Raw genomic sequence first — 3,109 nt, 5'->3', positions numbered from 1 at the left:
ATAAAAATCTGGCATTAGTCGCTAACCAGTGGGGTGTTTGGATATATGCCCTGCTATTCGCCATCATTTTTGTTGAAACTGGTTTAGTAGTGATGCCCTTTTTGCCCGGTGATTCTCTGCTATTTGTTGCAGGCGCTATTGCAGCAGTAGGGGGCTTAGATTTATTTGCTTTGATGGCCCTACTCACTGCAGCTGCAGTAACGGGTGATGCTCTGAATTACTCCATCGGTAGAAAGATTGGTAACCGGGTTTTTTCTTGGGAAAACTCACGTTGGTTTAATCGGAATGCGTTTGATAAGGCACATGCTTTTTATGAAAAATATGGCCCAATCACTATTGTTCTGGGGCGTTTTATGCCATTTATTCGTACTTTCGCCCCCTTTGTGGCTGGGGTGGCGCATATGCGCTATTCCGTCTTTGTTTTCTACAACGTGATTGGCGGCATTGTTTGGGTTTGCAGTCTGACCAGCCTTGGTTTTTTCATTGGCGATCACCCCTGGGTAAAAAGCAATTTCTCTCTAGTGGCGCTGGCAATGATTGTCATTCCGGGCTTACCAGCTCTTTGGATTTTCATGAAAGAGGTCTTTAAAAAGCTTTCTCACCGCACTAAATAAATTGATCGACTTAGTCAAATAAGCTAAAATCTCAGCTTCGGCGAATTAGCTCAGCTGGTTAGAGCGACGGAATCATAATCCGCAGGTCCGGGGTTCAAATCCCTGATTCGCCACCATATCTTCAGGCCATTGCCCAGCGGCAGTGGCCTTTTTCTTAGGTGTGACTGCTTGGGCGTAAGCGATGGCTAAATTTTGGAACTTTGTGCTTTTCCAGCTCGGTTGGTTTGCCTGCATTATTGGCGCCGCCAATCATCAGGTGTTTTGGCCTGTTGTCATTACCTTACTCTATCTGACCATCCATATTGCACGCTCCAATCAACCATCGTTGGAGATGAATCTATTATTAAAGGCGGCCTTATACGGAGTAAGTGCTGACTCACTTGTATCTTTATCAGGATTTTTAATCTTTGAGGATGCTTGGCCAAGCAGCTATTTGTCACCCGTTTGGTTGTGGGTACTCTGGGCTTTGGTTGCCAGCACAATCAACGGGTCACTATCCTGGCTGCGTGGAAGACCCATTCTGGCAGCAGTATTAGGTGCAATTGCAGGCCCAATGTCTTATGAGGCAGGCATCCAAATGGGTGCTGGAGCATGGGGGCCACAAGGACAGGTAGGCGGCCTCATATTTTTAGCAATTATTTGGGGCGCTGCAATGCCACTTTTCCTATATTGGGATCGCGTAAGAGTGACCCTAGATAAAAATCAGACATAGAGTCAAAAAAGTTTCTTGCAAATACTACTGTTTTTATATACAGTGACTTCTAAGTTGTTAAAAAGTACAGAAACTTCGGGAAAAAGCCCAATACATAGCGAAAAGGAATTAAAAAATGGCCTTGGATGATAAGAAGAAATCAGCCTCATCAGAGTTTGACGGCATGAGTGGAGACAAGCAAAAGGCATTAACAGCAGCTTTGGCGCAAATTGAAAAGCAATTTGGCAAAGGCTCAATCATGAGATTGGGTGATGCGGAGATTCATCAAGATATTCAGGTAGTGTCTAGTGGTTCATTGGGTTTAGATATAGCCCTTGGCGTTGGTGGTTTGGCACGTGGGCGCGTGATTGAGATTTACGGCCCAGAATCATCAGGTAAGACAACATTAACTTTGCATGCGATTGCAGAGATGCAAAAGATTGGTGGAACTTGCGCCTTTATTGATGCCGAGCACGCCTTAGATGTTCAGTACGCCTCACGCTTAGGTGTAGACGTTAATAATTTATTGATCTCTCAGCCTGATACTGGTGAGCAGGCATTGGAAATTGCAGATGCATTGGTGCGTTCAGGCTCAATCGATTTAATCGTGATCGACTCAGTAGCAGCCTTGGTGCCAAGAGCAGAAATTGAAGGCGACATGGGCGATTCATTGCCAGGTCTGCAGGCGCGCTTGATGAGTCAGGCATTACGTAAATTAACTGGCGCAATTAAGCGTACGAACACTACAGTCATTTTCATTAACCAAATTCGAATGAAGATTGGTGTGATGTTTGGCTCCCCTGAAACCACTACTGGTGGTAATGCGCTGAAGTTTTATGCTTCTATGCGTCTAGATATTCGTCGCATCGGCAGTATTAAGAAGGGCGACGAAGTGGTCGGCAACGAGACTCGCGTGAAGGTAGTGAAGAATAAGGTCTCACCTCCATTCCGCGAAGCCATCTTTGACATCATGTACGGCGCCGGCATTTCTAGAGAAGGTGAAATTATTGATATGGGTGTTGAAGCCGATATCGTAGAAAAATCAGGCTCTTGGTATAGCTATAACGGTGATCGCATTGGTCAAGGAAAAGATAATGTGCGCGAGTTCTTAAAAGAGAACCCAGCCATTGCACAAGATATTGAATCGAAGATTCGTGCGAAATTGGGTGTCAAAGCTGGCACAGCAGTAGTGAGCGATGTTTTGAGTGAAGAAGAGGAAGCGTAATTCTTCAATGTCAGAATTAGGTAGCACTGTTAAGAAAAGTAAAAAACAAAGCCCGAGTCTCAAAGCTCGGGCTTTGCGCCTTTTGTCTATGAGAGAGTACAGTCGCAAAGGGCTGGCCGCAAAGCTCGAAGAGTCTGCCGCAAGGATGTTGAAGTTCCAGACTCCCGCAGAGGATTCTGAGGTGCTTGAGTCAGTCATTCCGTTGACCACACAAATTGAAGCCGTTTTAGATGATTTTGAGGCTCGCGGTTGGTTGTCTGACCAGCGCTTTGCAGAGGCTCTGGTCCGACGCCGTAGCGAGCGCTTTGGAACACGAAAAATACAGGACGAACTTGCTCAGGCCGGGGTGGATAGTGCAAAGACCATCGATCTCCTCAGGAATCTCAAGGAAACCGAATACCAGCGTGCCCATGACTTGTGGTTGCGCAAGTTTGGTGCATTGGCAATTGAACAAAAAGAGCGGGCGCGCCAATATCGATTTCTGGCCTCCAAGGGCTTCAGTTCTGATGTAGTCTCCAAGGTGGTCGCAGGACGCCCTGACTAGGGCAATTACGGAGCCAAAAACCCCAAGTTGATGCA

The 3,109-nt window shown here is 46.3% G+C and carries 4 protein-coding genes and 1 tRNA gene; all 5 read left to right on the top strand.

The annotated features are described in order from the left end of the window. Positions 1 to 8 precede the first annotated feature (8 nt). The 5 genes from B7Y67_RS13980 (at position 9) to recX (ending at position 3,074) form a co-directional block, all read left to right on the top strand. Complete coding sequence (locus tag B7Y67_RS13980; protein WP_293599171.1) at positions 9 to 614, top strand: VTT domain-containing protein; 606 nt, start codon at positions 9 to 11, stop codon at positions 612 to 614. A gap of 39 nt (positions 615 to 653) precedes the next feature. Further along, positions 654 to 730 (top strand) — tRNA-Met (locus tag B7Y67_RS13975). 65 nt (positions 731 to 795) lie between these two features. Next, positions 796 to 1,326, top strand: coding sequence for a DUF2878 domain-containing protein (locus tag B7Y67_RS13970; protein WP_293599170.1), 531 nt, complete (start codon positions 796 to 798; stop codon positions 1,324 to 1,326). 115 nt (positions 1,327 to 1,441) lie between these two features. Continuing rightward, entirely contained in the window at positions 1,442 to 2,530 is a 1,089-nt protein-coding gene (recA, locus tag B7Y67_RS13965) for a recombinase RecA (protein WP_215302030.1), read from the top strand. Between the two features lie 7 nt (positions 2,531 to 2,537). After that, a complete protein-coding gene (gene recX, locus B7Y67_RS13960) occupies positions 2,538 to 3,074 on the top strand; it encodes a recombination regulator RecX (protein ID WP_293599169.1) in 537 nt (178 codons plus the stop codon). Positions 3,075 to 3,109: the final 35 nt, after the last annotated feature.

It is taken from the genome of Polynucleobacter sp. 35-46-11 (assembly GCF_002281105.1).
Note: the sequence above shows the minus strand (reverse complement) of the source record. Positions and strands in the feature narration are given on the sequence as shown.

What these genes read in the sequence shown, in the direction of transcription:
- recX (WP_293599169.1), top strand. Translation starts at nt 2,538, where the DNA reads ATGTCAGAATTAGGTAGCACTGTTAAGAAAAGTAAAAAACAAAGCCCG.
- recA (WP_215302030.1), top strand. Translation starts at nt 1,442, where the DNA reads ATGGCCTTGGATGATAAGAAGAAATCAGCCTCATCAGAGTTTGACGGC.
- B7Y67_RS13970 (WP_293599170.1), top strand. Translation starts at nt 796, where the DNA reads ATGGCTAAATTTTGGAACTTTGTGCTTTTCCAGCTCGGTTGGTTTGCC.